This window comes from Rothia sp. HMSC066G02 (assembly GCF_001813145.1).
In the GTDB taxonomy this organism is placed as follows: Bacteria; Actinomycetota; Actinomycetes; order Actinomycetales; family Micrococcaceae; genus Rothia.
This window is the reverse complement of record NZ_KV811595.1, coordinates 177,731-193,112: the sequence shown is the minus strand read 5'-3', so window position 1 is coordinate 193,112 and position 15,382 is coordinate 177,731. Positions and strand designations below refer to the sequence as shown.

Here is a 15,382-nt window from a genome sequence, read left to right as displayed (position 1 = left end):
TTTCGTATTTTTACGTCCTGTTGGGAAGGAGTTTATGCCTTCGAGTCTGCTTCTTCAGCCTCGTCAGTCTCTTCGTATTCTTCCTCGTACTCGTCGTATTCCTCGTAGTCGTCGTAGTGGGGCTGGCGACCAAAGTAGAACGCTACAGCCGCGACAGCGCCACCCAGAATAGCGATGAGGATGCCGAGCATCGGGGTCCACAGCATCGAGATCAGGCCGGCGACCAGAACGGCGAGGCCTGCACCCTTGACCAGGTTCACCAGGCGGTCGCGTTCGTTCGGCTCGTAGTACTCCTCTTCTTCCAGGCTGTACTCGATCATCGGCTTCTCGGCGGTGGGCTCATGGTGGGTCGACTCAGAAGCAATGGAACCACCGGTCAGGGAGCTCATGAAACCGCGACGCTTCTTCGGAGCCTGCTGTGCGGAGGACTCCAGGTAGTGGCGCTCGCCTTCGGTGGGTACGAATGCGGCGGGCACCTCGTACTCTTCGCCAGCGGGTAGCAGTGCCGGAACGTTATTGGGCAGAGTCTCGTACCATTCCTGCGGAATGTCGGCGGGGCGTGCAGCCTGAACGGTCAGCGACAGCTCGAGGGTGTTACCGCGAATAGTGCCCCACGCACTGGTGAGGCGGTCGTTCTCAAACGCGTAACGAATGACGGGTGCGAGCTGCTCAGACATCTGGGTGCTCAGGCGGCCCACGAGCTTGCGGTCGTGGCGCACCTCCACGCTGTCAACGAAGCGGCCGTCGGAGGTCTTGAGCTGGTTCGCTTCCAGGGTCAGGATCACGCGACCTTCACCGCTGGGCGGCAGGATGCTGTGCAGGTATTCGGAGTGTTCCTTCTCGTCGAGTACCTTCATGGACGGGCCCTGGGGCAGCAGGGTCGCGCGGGTCGGTGCGTCGTTGAGGGGGAAGAGAGAGCCGGGTGCGGACAGGGAGAGCACACCGGTGCTCTTCACGTGCATGCCGCCGCCTTCAGCACGCACGGCAACGGCGGAAAGCTGCAGGTGCGCAATGGGTTCGTAACCGGAGGCGACCACGCGGGTAATGGAATCCCAGTACGCGGCGGAGTCTGCCGGGCTCATGCGGCCTACCTTGAATTCGTCAATGTAGACAGCGATGCTATTAGGTTCGTAAGGGTTATCCGGTTCGGGAACGAGGCGCGCTTCACCGTACCAGATACGTTCACGGTCGATGTGCAGTTCCTCAAAGATTTGGAGGGTTTCTGCTTCGTAGTAATCATCGGTGACAATGTCAACGCTACCGCGGTCACCGAGTGCGTAATCGACCACTGAAAACTCCTTCTGATGTGTCTAAGCGAGCGGATACCTAGTCTATTCTCTCATGCTTTCAGTGTGGACAGCTCACAAAAACGGGTGACATTTATCTGTCTTTTAGCACCGGGTGCATATAGTTTTGTGCCCTGGTGAAACTGCCCCGGTAATAAGTGCCCTTGTCAGTATGTGAACCACTGTATGAGGGAAATATTTAGACGGCATACCGCCGCTATGAATTCTATAGATGAGCCAGAAAAAGACCACCGCCCGGCGCGTCCCGGTACGTTACCGGGGGCGTGCCGAACGGCAGTCTCTCAAAGAGGCTAGAGAACCTAGCGGGGGAGAGCGGAACCTAGTCTAGATACCGGCTCACACCCCGCCACAAGCCCTCAAACCATGTAGCTTAGTCCTGCAGGGAGGCGTTGAACTTCTGAGCCACAATCGAACGACGACCGTGGTCCTGAGCCTCCAGAACCAGACGACGCAGAGCCGACGGAGCCTCGGGGTTCGCCTCCAGCCAACGCTGAGCCAGCGCCACGGAGGGGTTGCCCTCAACGCCCAGACCCTCGGTGGAGCCGGTGTTGTACGGAGCCTTCGGGTACAGGCCACGCACAATGCGGGTCGCCATACCAATCGAACGAGACGCCCAAAGGGGCAGCAGAGCCTCGAAGTAGGAGTCGTAGTAGGACTCACGCAGCTCAACCGGACCGCGAGCAAAACCGTTAATGGTCGAAGCCAGAGCGTCGTTCGACAGCGACTCGTCTTCCATGATGGTCTTGTACGCCGCAGCCTTACGCTCAGCAGAGGGCAGGGCAGCAATCGCGTACGCGTAACCATTCGAAGAAATCGAGGAGGGGCTGTACTTCGCCGCACGGTCCAGATCCTCAACGGTCACCAGGTCGCGGCTTGCGAGCGCACCCAGTGCACTCCAACCCAGGTTCTGGTCGTAAGGAATGCCGGTTGCGTCAGCAATATCGCCGGTGGTGTCTTCGAAAGCACCGCGGGCAATATCGCGGCAGAGCTCTTCACCCTTGGTCGCGTTGGTGGAGACCGAAATCAGGCCGCGCAGCAGGATCAGCTGCTCGTCGGAGCCGGGCTTAGCCTGTGCCAGTGCGGCTGCGAATGCGTCGTAGAGAGCGTCGTAGAGGCGCTCGCGGCCGGTGGGTGCGGAGAAGGTTGCGATAGCGACCTGTGCGTTGTTGACCATGGTGCCCAGCAGGGATGCGCTCGGTTCCTTGGAGACGTTGCGTACGACTGCGTCGACGTAGGTGGTGACGGGCAGGCGTGCATCGCGCACGTTCTCCCAGAGGGAGCCCCAGATGAGGCCGCGGGAGAGCGCGGATTCGAGGGTGGAGACACCTTCGATAGCTGCCTGCAGGCCGTCTTCGTCGGTCAGAGCAACCTTGGCGTAGGTGTGGTCTTCTGCGTTGAGCATGAGCAGGTCAGCTTCGCCAACGAGCTTCTTCTGCTCGTCGGTGAGCTCCACGCGGTGCTCGGAGACGGGCTCTGCCGGGTACTCGAGGGAGAGCAGGCCGGTGGAGGTGAGCTTGCCGTCGGTCAGCGCGAAGGTTTCCAGCTTTGCAACGTGGGGGCGGCCCAGACCTGCGGGCTGCTGTGCGGGCAGTTCCTGAGTGAGGATCAGGTCGGTGAGCTGGCCGTCTTCGCCGTAGACGCGCTTGGTGCCCAGTGCGGACACGCCGGAGGTCTGCAGCCATGCGTTAGCCCATGCCTGCATGTCGCGGCCGGACACCTCGTTGAGTACCTGCAGGAAGTCGTTCAGGGAGGTGTTGCCCCACTCGAAGCGCTTGAAGTACACGCGTGCTGCCTCGATGAAGGTGTCGAAGCCGACGTAGGCGACCAGCTGCTTGAGCACGGATGCGCCCTTTGCATAGGTGATGCCGTCGAAGTTCTGCGATGCTGCTTCCAGGTGAGGGATGTCAGCGACGATGGGGTGGGTGGTGGGCAGCTGGTCCTGCATGTATGCCCATGCCTTGCGGTTGTTCGCGAAGGTGACCCAGGCGTCGTTGAAGTTGTTGGCTTCCTTAGCGCCGAGGGTGCCCATGAAGTCTGCGAAGGATTCCTTGAGCCACAGGTCGTCCCACCACTTCATGGTGACGAGGTCGCCGAACCACATGTGTGCCATTTCGTGGCAGATGGTGTTGGTGCGGCCTTCGAGGTCATCCTCGGTTGCGCCGGAGACGAAGATGTAGTCTTCGGTGAAGGTGACCAGACCGGGGTTCTCCATTGCGCCGATGTTGTATTCGGGCACGAATGCCTGCTCGTACTTGGGGTACGGGTAGGGGTAGTCGAAGAGGTCCTGGAAGAAGTCCAGGCCGTTTTCGGTGACCTTGAAGATGTGGTCGTAGTCGAAGTGCGGCTTGAGGGACTGGCGGCAGTATGCGACCAGGGGGATGTCGCCGCTGTTGACCTTGCTCTTGGGCTTGTAGGTGGTGGTTGCGGTGAAGTATTCGCCGGCAACGATTGCGGTGATGTAGGTGGAGATCTTTGCGGTGGGGGAGAAGACTCGCTTGGTGATGGAGTCGTCGGTGGGGTCTACGACCTGGGATTCGAGTACGCCGTTGGAGCTGACGACCCAGTCCTTGGGTGCGGTGATGCGGAAGTTGAAGACTGCCTTCAGGTCGGGCTGCTCGAAGTTCGGGAAGACTCGGCGGCAGTCGGAGGGCTCGTACTGGGTGTACAGGTAGACGCGACCATCGGAGGGGTCGAAGTAGCGGTGCATACCTTCGCCGGAGCGGGAGTAGTAGGAGCGACCGTGGATGGTGAGCACGTTTTCTGCCTGCAGGTTGGGCAGGGTGATGCGTGCGCCGTTGACGACATCGGCCAGGGTCAGTTCGGTGCCGTTGAGCTTAACGGAGTCGACGCTGTGGTGGATGTAGTCGATGAAGGTTTCTGCACCGGGGGTGTCGCAGGAGAATCGGACGGTGGTGACGGTGGGGTAGGACTCGAATTCGGGGTCCTTGGCGTTAGTCAGGTCAACATGCACGTCGTAGGTGTCGACACTGATGAGAGCCGAACGTTCTGCGGCTTCTTCGCGGGAGAGGTTCTCATTATTCATGCTCTTTATTCTAGTCGTTATGACCGCAAATATGGCAGTTGAGTGGGCGTGCCGGTCATATTACTCAAGGTGCGAGAAGATTACCCGGGGTGTGGGGAACTAACCAACCTCGAATATGTGATGCAGAACATACTCTTTCGATTTGCGGAGTATCCAGAAAGCCCGTATAGTATTACGTGTTGCTTCGAACGGCACCGAAAGGAAAACGTTCGAAAGTCACCTGCGCGGGTGGCGGAATAGGCAGACGCGCTAGCTTGAGGTGCTAGTCCTCGTATTAGAGGGTGGGGGTTCAAGTCCCCCCTCGCGCACAGATAATCCCCGGTTCTTCGGAACCGGGGATTTTTGTATGCTCGGTTTTGTATTCCCGGTTTTGTGCACCCGGTAAAAAGCGTACAAAAAAGTAGTGGGGTGGGGCTCCTCGAAAGGAACCTCACCCCACACTAGCTACGCTAAGGAAGCTAGAAGAGTAGCTGCATCAGCTGAAACTGAATTACTCAGCACTCAGAGAGATTACTCAGCCAGACGCTCCGGGTCGGTGGTGACCAGAATCTTCACAGCGGTCTCGTTGTGGTTGATCAGGGTGTCGAAGCCCTTGTCAATCAGGTCTTCCACAGCGATCTTGCCGGTGATGAAGGGCTTGAGGTCAATCTTGCCGGACTCAACGAGCTTGATGGTCTCCGGGTGGGAGTTCACGTATGCGATGGTGCCGCGGATATCGAGCTCCTTGAGCACAACCTTCTGAACATCCAGGGAAGCGGGCTTGCCCCAAATGGAGACGATGACGACCTTACCGGTGGGCTTGAGAGCATCCAGAATCAGGTCCAGTGCGGGCTGAACGGAGGTGCACTCGAACGCGATATCAGCGCCACGGCCGTCGGTCAGCTTGTGAATCTCAGCCAGAACGTCAACCTCTGCGGGGGAGAAAGCGTAGTCAGCAACGCCGGAGTCCAGAGCCTTCTGGCGGCGCAGCGGGGACAGCTCAGAGATGATAACCTTAGCGCCCTTAGCCTTCAGAACTGCGGAGGTCAGCAGACCGATGGGGCCAGCACCGGTCACCAGTGCGAATGCGCCCTCTTCGAACTCGCCTGCACGCTCAACAGCGTGGTAGCCAACGCTCAGGGGCTCAATCAGTGCAGCCTCGTCCAGGGGAATGTTGTTAGGAATCTTGTGAACCCAGCGACGCTTGACAGCAACCTTCTCGGACAGACCGCCACCGCGACCTGCCAGACCAATGAAGTTCATGTCCTTAGACAGGTGGTAGTCCTTGGAGTCGGGGCCGGTGTAGACGTCATCACGAATGATGTAGGGCTCGACGACAACGTGGTCGCCAACCTCAAGGTCGTCTACGCCTTCGCCCAGTGCCTCAACAACACCGGAGAATTCGTGACCGAGGGTGACGGGGGAGTCCTCGCCAGAAATGGGGTGGGGGTGACCGTGCTGGGGGCAGAAGATGGGGCCGTCCAGGTATTCGTGCAGGTCGGTACCGCAAATGCCGCACCAGGCGACCTTAATCAGAACCTCGCCCGCAGCTGCTTCGGGTGCGGGGATGTCTTCAATGCGGATGTCGTTACGGTCGTAGAAGCGTGCTGCCTTCATGGGATTGGAGCTCCTTAGCGTGGTTGTGGCGCTCACTGCGGTGTGTGCTTGCCGGTACGGTTCGCGTCCTTGGGTCTGTCACTGTATTGACAGAGGCCCAAACGACATGGTTTGGACCGGTTGTGAACTGTCCTGCCGGCATTCGCATCGCTAGCGCCGGATGGTGACGGGTGCGGCTGGATTGTCGCTCCCATGTGCTTAACGCTACTCCTATAAATCAAAGATTCCTAGGATATATACAAAATTTCTTTTATGTGACAGATATTTCTTTTTGGGTGTTTTCGACTCCATCACGCCCGAGCATCTAGCGCCCGGCGAGCGCAGACGGTAGCGTAGAAGCATGACTGACGCGAACGCACAGGGCACCGCCGCCCACACCCAGCCTACTTCTGACAGTTCCGGTCGAACGGCACCGAACCGACCCGCCGCAACAACCCGCCACTACGACGCACCCGACGCTGATTGCGTGCGCGGTAGCGAGTACTCCGAAATCCTCGCCCTCGAAACCGAGCAGCGTAAGCGTGCCGCTGAGCACCGCCGCAAGCACGGGCACAAGCACCCCGACCATGCGCATCCCGAGCAGGAACGTAGTCACGGCAAGCATCACGGGCACCGCCTCGACGAAGACAGCGGGCTGGCGCATATTCGCCGCGACCTCGCCGAATCCGTAGCCACGCGCGCGGACTCTTTGACCGCAATTCTCAAGGCGATTCACGCGCATCCTGAGACTGCCTACGAGGAGTATTTCGCCTCCCGCACGCTCGTTGATGCGGTCCGCGAAGCCTGCCCGAACCTCAGTAACCCGAACCTCAGTATCGAGTACCCCGCCTTCGGTCTGGATACCGCGTTCAAGGTGGAGCTCACCAGCGCCGACTACGACCCCGCCACACACCGCACCATTGCGATTCTTTCCGAATACGACGCGCTGCCGGGCATCGGTCACGGCTGCGGCCACAACGTCATCGCGGTATCCGGGCTGGGCGCTTTCCTTGCCCTGGCGGATGCGCTCGCTACCGGCCCCGAGGCGTTCAGCGGCAGGGTCCTTTATTACGGCACGCCCGCCGAAGAGTCCGATGCCGGTAAGGAGCTGATGGCACGCGCCGGCGCGTTCGAGCAGGTGGATGCCGCCATTATGGTGCACCCCTACTTTATGGATGTGGCTGATCAGGCGTGGTTGGGTCGCCGTGAATGTCGCGTGACCTATACGGGCGTGAGTGCGCACGCTTCCTCGCACCCGTTTATGGGTCGTAACGCACTGGATGCGGCGAATTTGGCGTATCAGGGCCTGGGGTTGTTGCGTCAGCAGATTCCTGGTTCTGACCGTATTCACGCGATTATTGACCACGGCGGGGACGCCCCGAATCTGATTCCTGCCTCCGCGAGCCTGCATATTAATATCCGTTCTAAGTACGCGCCGACTTTGCGTGCGCTGTCGCGACGGGTTGAGGAGGTGCTGCGCGGTGCGGCGCTCATGGCTGGCGTGAGTGCGGAGGTGACGTGGGATTCTTCGCCGATGACCATGCCGGTGCGTACGAACCGTCCGCTGTTGAAGCGTTGGGTTTCGGCTCAGCGTTCGGTGGGTCGCCACCCGTACCCGCCCGGAACGGTCAGTGACACCCTGGCGGCTTCTACTGATTTCGGTAATGTGAGCCTGCGCGTGCCCGGTATTCACCCGCTGATTCAGATTGCGCCCGAGGGTACCGGTATGCACACGGTGGAGTTCGCGCACTGTGCTGACACTCCGGCGGCGGTGGATGCTGCTCTGGATGCGGCGTTCGGTCTGGCGTCTGTGGCTTTGGACTTCCTGGTCGACGACGAGCTGGCGGATGCGGTTCGTGCTGATTTTGAGGCTTCCGGCGGCGCCGTGGATGTGGAGGGCTACTTTAGCGGCATGTGAGCTTGCTCAAAAGGTCAGAACGTCATTATTTGGTTTTGTGAGTGAAAAACACCCCTCATAGCCCATAAAGTCACCAGCACCCATCGAAAAAAGCAAAATAACCCAACACAAAACGCAAAATCTGCGGCATAATAGAACATAACGAAGCAAGCTCACCGGGGAAGGACGCCCGCCCAAGGAAATTCAACCCCGAGGCACACACCCGCTTCCTTATAGACCACGCGAGAATCCTCTCGCACCACACGGATAACTCTCACGAAAAGAGGGCATACAGCAATGAACGGTGTCAACAACCCCACCAAGCTCGGCGTCATCGGTGCAGGCGGCGTCGGTAGCGCAACCGCATACGCAGCTATGGTCCGCGGCTCCGCAGACGAAATCGTCCTGTACGACATCGACGGCAAGCGCGCACACGCTGAAGCACTGGACATCGCACACGGTGCAATGTTCGCACACGAAGCAACCGTAACCGGTGGCGACGACATCGAGCTGTTGCGCGACTGCGACATGGTCATCATCACCGCTGGTGCTCGCCAGAAGCCGGGTCAGCCCCGCCTCGAACTGGCAGGCGCAAACGTCGCAATCCTCGAGAAGCTGCTGCCGAACATTCTGTCCGTAGCACCCAACGCGATTATCATGCTCGTCACCAACCCCTGTGACGTTCTCACCGTTGTGGCCCAGAAGATTACCGGCCTGCCCGCAAACCGCGTGCTGTCCTCCGGTACCGTTCTGGACTCCTCCCGCCTGCGTTGGCTGATTGCTAACAAGGCTGGCGTCTCCATCAAGAGCGTTCACGCAAACGTTGTTGGCGAGCACGGCGACTCCGAGTTCCCCGTCTGGTCCGCAGCAAACATCGGTATGGTTCCCCTGACCGAGTGGGAGCAGGACGGCAAGCCTGTCTTCACCGAAGAGGTCCGTGCAGAGCTCGCAACCGAAGCTATGCGCGCAGCATACAAGGTTATCGAGGGCAAGGGTTCCACCAACTACGCAATCGGTATCTCCGGCGCACGTATCGCTGAGGCATTCCTCGGCGGCCAGAACGCAGTGCTGCCCGTCTCCACCACCATTGCAGGCGAGCTGTACGGTTTCAAGGACGTTGCACTGTCCCTGCCCACCATCGTGAACCGTCAGGGCATCCAGCGCGTGCTCGAGGTTCCCATGAACGAGGCTGAGCTGGCACAGCTGAAGGCATCCGCTGAGGCAATCCGCGCATCCGCAGCTTCCCTGGGCTTCTAAAAACCCGGCTTCTCATTCTCTCGGGCTCAACCCGCAAGAAGCAAACATTCAGTAGGCGCAGCGTCAAGCTGAGCTAACCGACAGAAGAACCCGCCGCACCCGGCACCTGCTCCCTTGAGGAGTGGGGGAGCTGGGGACGGCGGGTTCGCTGTGTCTGTAAGGTCTTCTATGCGGGGCTTGATGCGCCGCGTGCTGCTTCGCGTGACCAACCTGGCTTTACCGCTTTGGCTTTGGTGCTCTCTTCGCGGCGCCGAATTTACCTGCCGATTGACCTGCCGCGCCCGTTCATAGTTCCGCGTTTAAACCGCCGTATGACCGCCCGGCGCACACCATAGGCGCGTAGGTAGTAGAATAATGGCATGAGCATTGATCCTCGCACCGAACTCACCCGCCTCCTTGACGCGCTGGAGGCGCACCTGACCGCCGTCGTAAACCGAACCGGCGAGCACGACCCCGCCGTCGATGAGGCGTACGTAGAAATCGCCAACGCCTTCGAAGCCTACGAAGATGCCCTTTTCGAGGCTCACAACGAGGTCACCCCCTTGAGCGTCTACGGTGACGAAGACGAGGACGACCTAGACGAACTGGTCGACGACGAAGAAGATGAAGACGACGACGATATTGAGTACGAGGACTAAGTAGCGCCTCGCCCATACGTTACGGACCGACCCCTGACCGGTACCCCCTATGCGGGGTAACGAGGCAGGGGTCGAACCGTACCCACAACACCCGTGCAGCGCCTACCAAGCGCCCGCTCCTCAGCGCCTACTGAGTGCAACGTCTACTGAGAAGCCCACCGAAAACCTGCCTGCCTGATACCCACCGAGCATGCACCGAGAACGGAGACACCCGTGAGCGAACCCCGCACCTGGCGCGACGCCGCCCTCATCCTCCGCACCCAAAAACTCGGCGAGACCGACCGCATCATCATCATGCTCACCCGCGATGGCGGAATCACCCACGCCGTCGCCAAAGCCGTACGCAAACCCACCTCCAAATTCGGTGGACGACTCGAACCGTTCATGCACACCGACCTGTCCTTCAGCCGTGGCAGAACCAACCTGCACACCATCACCCAGGCGGCAACCCTGCACGCCTACACCGCACCGATTATGGCGAACTACGATGCGTACACGTGCGCCTCCACCATCGCCGAACTGGCAGAAGCACTCACCAAAGACACCGACAGCACCGCCGATATTTACACCCTCACCCACGGGGCGCTTGCCGCGCTCGCGCACGGGCAACACGTGCCGCAGAGAATCCTGACCCGCTACCTGGCGCGTAGCATGAATGCCGCCGGTTGGCCGCTCATCGGTGAAAACTGCACCCGATGCGGCAACCCGCTGGTCAGTGCCGATAGCCGGGGCGATAACGGGGCAGACAGTAGTACCCCCGTCGCTACAGGCGGAAGTGGCAGGTATATTGCATTCCACACCGCCCACACCTACGGGCACCACACGATCCTCTGCCCCCAATGCGCACCCGCCACCGACACACCCCTGACCGGCCTGCGTGCCGAAGAGCTCGACTATGCGCTCGCTACCGCATCGGCGGATCAGCGCGCCTGGGCGACTATTGACGCAGCACCGGTGCCGGTCGCCTCCAAAATTCTGGGACTCTACCTGAAAACCACCCAGAACCTGCTCGAACACCCCCTGAAAACGGCGAGCGCCCTCGAAGCAGAAATTCCTGCATCGTAAAAGATGCACGCCGGAGCGTCAAACATGGGCCAACCAGGACGCAAAATAACCCCCGAAGCACCCGCCCATGCGCGCTATGTCACGGTAAAATAGCTAACAGCACGCCAGGTTTATATCTGGCGCATATCTAGGCAAACGACCCCGGGGGAGAACCCGCCAGGGAAGAAAGGCACACATGGCACGCACCCAGCCCGTACCCCCGCCCGCACACCCCACCGGGGCAACCCCGCCGCCGATCCCGAAGAAGTTCATTCCGCAGCACGTCGCCGTCGTCATGGACGGTAACGGACGCTGGGCAAACGAACGCGGCCTGCCCCGCACCGAGGGCCACCGCGCCGGCGAGGCGGCACTGCTGGACGTTGTTGCGGGCGCTATCGAAATGGGTATCCCGTACGTGACCGCCTACGCGTTCTCCACCGAAAACTGGAAGCGCTCACCCAGCGAAGTCGCGTTCATCATGCGTTTCTCCACCGAGGTGCTGCAGCGTCAGCTGGCAACCCTCAAAACCTGGGGTGTGCGCATCCGCTGGGCTGGCCGCCGACCCAAGCTGTGGAAAAACGTCATCGAAGAGCTCGAACACTGCGAGCGCGAAACCATCGACAACACCGTCTGCACCCTCACCATGTGCGTGAACTACGGCGGCCGCGCAGAAATCGCTGACGCGGCGGCAGCTATCGCAGCAGACGCCGTGGCGGGCAAGATCAAGCCCGGCAACATTACCGAAAAGACCATCCAGAAGTACCTGGACGAGCCCGACCTGCCGGACGTTGACCTGTTCCTGCGTTCCTCCGGTGAGCAGCGCATCTCGAACTTCCTGCTGTGGCAGAGCGCCTACGCCGAGATGATTTTCATGAACGTGCTCTGGCCCGACGTTGACCGCCGCACCCTCTGGGAAGCTGTCGGAGAGTACGCGCGCCGCGACCGCCGCTACGGTGGCGCTGTCGACGCCGTCGCCAACGACAAGTAGCAGCCCGGCATACAGTCCCGGCTCATAGCCCCATAAACCACCCACACCCTCCAACACTAGGGAGAACAAATGCGCATCTACCCGACCTTCTTCAACATCTTCTTCAAGGGCATGGACCCCGAGAAGGCACACCACGTCGGATTCTGGGGCGTTCAGACCCTGCGCAACGTCGGCATCACCCGCGCGCTGCGCAAGTACTTCCAGCCCGCCCCCGAACTGGCAACCACCGTCATGGGCATTACTTTCCCCTCGCCGTTCGGCCTGGCTGCAGGCTTCGACAAGGGCGGTAAGGGCATTGCCGCGCTGGCTGGTATCGGCTTCGGCCACGTCGAGATTGGCACCATCACCGGTCAGGCGCAGCCCGGCAACCCGCAGCCGCGCCTCTTCCGCCTTGTGGAAGATAAGGCGGTCATCAACCGTATGGGCTTCAACAACGACGGTGCCGCAGCGGCAGGCCCGCGCGTTGCCGCCGCCCGCGCAGACCTCGAAACCGAATACCGCGGCGCCGTACGCCCCGTCATCGGCGTGAACATCGGCAAGACCAAGGTCGTTGAGCTCGAGAACGCTATCGAGGACTATCTGATTTCTACCCGCACCCTGGCACCGCAGGCAGACTACCTGGTCGTCAACGTTTCTTCCCCGAACACTCCGGGTCTGCGTACCCTGCAGGCTATCGAGTCGTTGCGCCCGCTGCTTGCCGCCGTGCGTGAAGAGGCAGACCGCGTCAGCCCCAACCGCCACGTGCCCCTGACCGTGAAGATCGCGCCGGACCTGGTCGATGAGGACGTGATCGAGGTGGCAGCCCTGGCTAAGGAGCTGAAGCTGGACGGCATCATCGCCACCAACACCACCATTGCCCGCGACGGCCTGGGCCTGACCAGCGACATGACCAAGGTCAAGGAAATCGGTGCTGGCGGCCTCTCCGGTGCGCCGCTGAAGCCGCGCTCCCTGGAGGTGCTGCGACTGCTCAAGCGCGAAATCGGCGACGACCTCGCCATCATCTCCGTTGGTGGCGTGACCACCGCCGAGGATGTGCAGGAGCGCCTGGACGCTGGCGCCGACCTGGTGCAGGGCTACACCGCGTTCCTGTATGAGGGTCCGCTCTGGGCGGCACACATTAACCGTGGCCTGGTGAAGCTGCGCCGCGCTCGCCGCTAAAAGGTTTGCAGGCGGGAGCGTTATGCTTCCCGGCGCGCTGACTTGGCGTGTTGACTCTGCATGCTGAAAGGGGGCACCGTTCTCTACCCGTTGGGGTGGAGGCGGTGCCCCCTTTTGTGTGTATAACCTATCTGATGTTGATGTGTATTATCAGAAATTTATGTTGCTAAAGAACATTTGTATATCTACCGCATATACATATATGTCTGAAAATATTTCAACCCCTAGTTATTTTAAGGGCATGAAATTTTTGCTCTGTTTTTAATTTCTTCTATCTCTTGATTATTCAGATAATCGATATCAAGTTCTTCGCACTCAATATTGCATAATTTTAAGTTCTTAATCAGTCCTATGTCTATATTTTTAATGCGGAGAATTTTTGTCTTTATATCTTCGAGAGTTAGATTCCTTATGCCCCTAGAACCATCTATTATTATTTCCGAAGCCCTGTAATTCCCGAAGAGTGTTTCTCTGTGAATGTTTTTCAAAGCTATTTCCTGAATACCTTTGGAGCTTGAAGATATTTTTAAGCTATTCACTGATACATCTTTTAATGAGACCTGTGTATTAGAAACGATTTCTAGGTCCTTGAATAAAGACCCTGAGATATTTATATCATGTTGATAATGATGAGGCATTTTGGAATCACCAAACTTCACTTGCCCTTTAAAATGTGATTTTTTAACTTCAATATTTGCTGATTCAACATTTCCCTTAATCGTGCAAAAATTTCTTACAAGTGAATCTTCAATTATTATCTTGGGAACCTTTGCACTGTTTCCTGAATCTTTAATTTCCTCAATAGATAAACCGTTGACTACAGTGGAATGCAATTCGATTTCTTTGAAACTTGTGTCTTTGAATGACAGCCCTGAGAGAAAATAGTTATTATTAAACAATCCGTTATTTATGGTGCAATCTGAAAATCGGACAGAGGGGTAGAACAATGATCCATTGATGCAAACACTTTTTTCGGACGCCAGAAAATGAGTTTTTTGAAATACAAGGAGAGTGTACTGTATTTTGTTTATAAATACGCAAGCTATGATTTTAACTGATTTATTAAATTCTGTTTCATTAAATAGAGGTAAATCCGAAATTGATAAGAACTTGGTTAGGCGAAACTCTACAAGTTCCTTAAATTTTGCCCTTGAAAAACTATTATTAATCATGTATGAATCATGTTTATGGTAAAGAATCGGCTTGATAGTGAAATTTTTGTGGAATTCAGTTGAAGAAAAATCCACACCTTGAAAACCCGAGAAATCTATTGGGGTATTTATTTTTGATCCACTGAAATCAAAGTTGTATGTATCGGTATCAAAATTATATATCTGTATATATATTGAATTAATCAGGAATCTGCTGGCAACTTCTTTAGGTATGATCCAGCTGGCAGGTTTTTCAAGAAAAGAGATTTTCTCATTTTCGTTTTCCTGGGAGGAGAGGCGTTCGTCTATTATTTTCCATAGAATTCGGGATACTAGCCGGGAGACAGTATCTAGTTCTGTTGGGCTATAGTAGCCTCGCAATTTGTTTGCAGTTACTAATGCATTGATTGCAAGAAGAGAGGGGCTAGGGTTTTTAGTCCTTGTGTCTTTGCGGAAAACATCAGATATTTCAATTGCAATATTGTTTAATTCATTATTTTTATCAAATGTGCTAATCGACTTATCTTCTGACCACTCAATTGCCAAAGAATTTAACTGACGTAGTCCTGCCAGGGTTTTAACTTTTCCTCCGTCGGCTATTTTTTCAATGGCTTCTGAATATCTATCTCTTCGATTTGATATATTGTCCCTTACATATTCTTTGTGGCGCTCATAAGATTCCCTTCTGTTTTTTTGGTCGTTTTGAGCTAAGAGTGCAAGTGCTGTAAATCCAGCCGTGGTTGGAACGATTGTCTTAAATATAGTGAACCCCAGGTCCTCAAATGAAACAGATAGGCAAAAAGCCGCTAGAACAGTAAAAACTGAAATCCATGCAATCGAATAACTGCTAGTGCCGAAAGATTTATCTAGAAATGAATATTTATTTGAAAATAGAGAACAGAATGATACAAGTATGCCGATGGCACATAATATTATTATTGGAGTAGAGTACTCGGATATTAGTTGGAAAATGTTTTTAATTAGCCCATCGGGTAATTTGAATGGATTGGAATATGAATCTGTGTTCAAAAGTATTTCTTTGTAGAGTTTCATCTTGTTTGTTGTCCTTTCGTGTGTATCGTGTGGTTTGAACTAAAAATTATGTTGCAACATTGCAGTGTTTAATTGTTTATGTATGCATATGTTGTACTGATAAAATCATACATTACTCTCAATAAAGTCTTCCAATAGTTATCATGATTGGACGTATTCGATTTATGTTCAGCCTGATGGTAGTTGGGAGAGTCGAGAGAACGATGACAAGAATGACAATATGTGGGATTTTAAGTTGCGTCATAACGGTGAGCGTTGGCTGATTGAAGCA

General features: G+C 56.6%; 10 protein-coding genes and 1 tRNA gene. 7 read left to right on the top strand and 4 right to left on the bottom strand.

Translation table 11 applies throughout. From position 1 onward, the window contains the following. Positions 1 to 32: 32 nt before the first annotated feature. Complete coding sequence (locus HMPREF2894_RS06585; RefSeq protein ID WP_049347610.1) at positions 33 to 1,289, bottom strand: HIRAN domain-containing protein; 1,257 nt, start codon at positions 1,287 to 1,289, stop codon at positions 33 to 35. A gap of 388 nt (positions 1,290 to 1,677) precedes the next feature. Next, complete coding sequence (gene pepN, locus HMPREF2894_RS06580) at positions 1,678 to 4,350, bottom strand: aminopeptidase N (protein ID WP_070678400.1); 2,673 nt, start codon at positions 4,348 to 4,350, stop codon at positions 1,678 to 1,680. Between the two features lie 222 nt (positions 4,351 to 4,572). Here pepN and HMPREF2894_RS06575 point away from each other — a divergent pair. Next, a tRNA-Leu gene (locus tag HMPREF2894_RS06575) sits at positions 4,573 to 4,658 on the top strand. A gap of 202 nt (positions 4,659 to 4,860) precedes the next feature. Here the strand turns inward: HMPREF2894_RS06575 and HMPREF2894_RS06570 are convergent. Then, complete coding sequence (locus HMPREF2894_RS06570; RefSeq protein ID WP_049362194.1) at positions 4,861 to 5,946, bottom strand: 2,3-butanediol dehydrogenase; 1,086 nt, start codon at positions 5,944 to 5,946, stop codon at positions 4,861 to 4,863. Between the two features lie 340 nt (positions 5,947 to 6,286). Between HMPREF2894_RS06570 and HMPREF2894_RS06565 the strand changes: the two genes are divergently transcribed. From HMPREF2894_RS06565 to HMPREF2894_RS06540, 6 genes are all read left to right on the top strand, one after another. Beyond that, entirely contained in the window at positions 6,287 to 7,843 is a 1,557-nt protein-coding gene (locus HMPREF2894_RS06565) for an amidohydrolase (RefSeq protein ID WP_070643279.1), read from the top strand. 276 nt (positions 7,844 to 8,119) lie between these two features. After that, on the top strand, positions 8,120 to 9,079 hold the full coding sequence (locus HMPREF2894_RS06560) for an L-lactate dehydrogenase (protein ID WP_070635232.1): 960 nt from the start codon (positions 8,120 to 8,122) through the stop codon (positions 9,077 to 9,079). Positions 9,080 to 9,438: 359 nt separating this feature from the next. Beyond that, positions 9,439 to 9,717 (top strand): hypothetical protein, encoded by a 279-nt coding sequence (locus HMPREF2894_RS06555; protein ID WP_070643281.1) that lies wholly within the window; start codon positions 9,439 to 9,441, stop codon positions 9,715 to 9,717. A 213-nt stretch (positions 9,718 to 9,930) separates the two neighbouring features. Continuing rightward, the gene (gene recO / locus HMPREF2894_RS06550; protein ID WP_070678398.1) at positions 9,931 to 10,782 is read left to right on the top strand and encodes a DNA repair protein RecO; all 852 of its coding nucleotides are present in this window, start codon (positions 9,931 to 9,933) and stop codon (positions 10,780 to 10,782) included. A gap of 175 nt (positions 10,783 to 10,957) precedes the next feature. Continuing rightward, complete coding sequence (locus tag HMPREF2894_RS06545) at positions 10,958 to 11,749, top strand: isoprenyl transferase (protein ID WP_070678395.1); 792 nt, start codon at positions 10,958 to 10,960, stop codon at positions 11,747 to 11,749. Between the two features lie 69 nt (positions 11,750 to 11,818). Continuing rightward, positions 11,819 to 12,907 (top strand): quinone-dependent dihydroorotate dehydrogenase, encoded by a 1,089-nt coding sequence (locus tag HMPREF2894_RS06540; RefSeq protein ID WP_070600156.1) that lies wholly within the window; start codon positions 11,819 to 11,821, stop codon positions 12,905 to 12,907. A gap of 233 nt (positions 12,908 to 13,140) precedes the next feature. On the opposite strand, the gene HMPREF2894_RS09050 is transcribed toward HMPREF2894_RS06540, so the two are convergent. After that, a complete protein-coding gene (locus HMPREF2894_RS09050) occupies positions 13,141 to 15,111 on the bottom strand; it encodes a hypothetical protein (RefSeq protein ID WP_141754533.1) in 1,971 nt (656 codons plus the stop codon). Between the last annotated feature and the right edge of the window lie 271 nt (positions 15,112 to 15,382).

Coding starts and splice junctions, on each gene's coding strand:
- pepN (WP_070678400.1), bottom strand. CDS start 4,350: ATGAATAATGAGAACCTCTCCCGCGAAGAAGCCGCAGAACGTTCGGCT.
- HMPREF2894_RS09050 (WP_141754533.1), bottom strand. CDS start 15,111: ATGAAACTCTACAAAGAAATACTTTTGAACACAGATTCATATTCCAAT.
- HMPREF2894_RS06555 (WP_070643281.1), top strand. CDS start 9,439: ATGAGCATTGATCCTCGCACCGAACTCACCCGCCTCCTTGACGCGCTG.
- HMPREF2894_RS06545 (WP_070678395.1), top strand. CDS start 10,958: ATGGCACGCACCCAGCCCGTACCCCCGCCCGCACACCCCACCGGGGCA.
- HMPREF2894_RS06565 (WP_070643279.1), top strand. CDS start 6,287: ATGACTGACGCGAACGCACAGGGCACCGCCGCCCACACCCAGCCTACT.
- HMPREF2894_RS06540 (WP_070600156.1), top strand. CDS start 11,819: ATGCGCATCTACCCGACCTTCTTCAACATCTTCTTCAAGGGCATGGAC.
- HMPREF2894_RS06570 (WP_049362194.1), bottom strand. CDS start 5,946: ATGAAGGCAGCACGCTTCTACGACCGTAACGACATCCGCATTGAAGAC.
- HMPREF2894_RS06560 (WP_070635232.1), top strand. CDS start 8,120: ATGAACGGTGTCAACAACCCCACCAAGCTCGGCGTCATCGGTGCAGGC.